1 pseudogene is annotated in these 217 nt (G+C 32.3%); it reads left to right on the plus strand.

Annotated features, from left to right (window positions below):
- Positions 1-217, plus strand: a pseudogene (locus V6255_RS18725) (SulP family inorganic anion transporter); the annotation flags it as partial.

Raw genomic sequence — 217 nt, forward strand, 5'->3', positions numbered from 1 at the left:
TCAAAATAAAGAAAAGACTGAAAAATCTTATAGTATCAATGGTACATTATTCATCGGTTCAGAATGTAACTTTTTAGAGCTATTCGATGTTCAGAATGATCCTCGACATGTTGATGTTGATTTTGCTGAGTCACTTTTTGCTGATCATTCTGCAATTGAAGCAATTAGCGTATTGAATGCACGTTATGTAAAAGAAGGGAAAAAATTACATATTCGC

The sequence above is a fragment of the Psychromonas arctica genome (genome assembly GCF_038155225.1).
GTDB lineage: Bacteria > Pseudomonadota > Gammaproteobacteria > Enterobacterales > Psychromonadaceae > Psychromonas > Psychromonas arctica_B.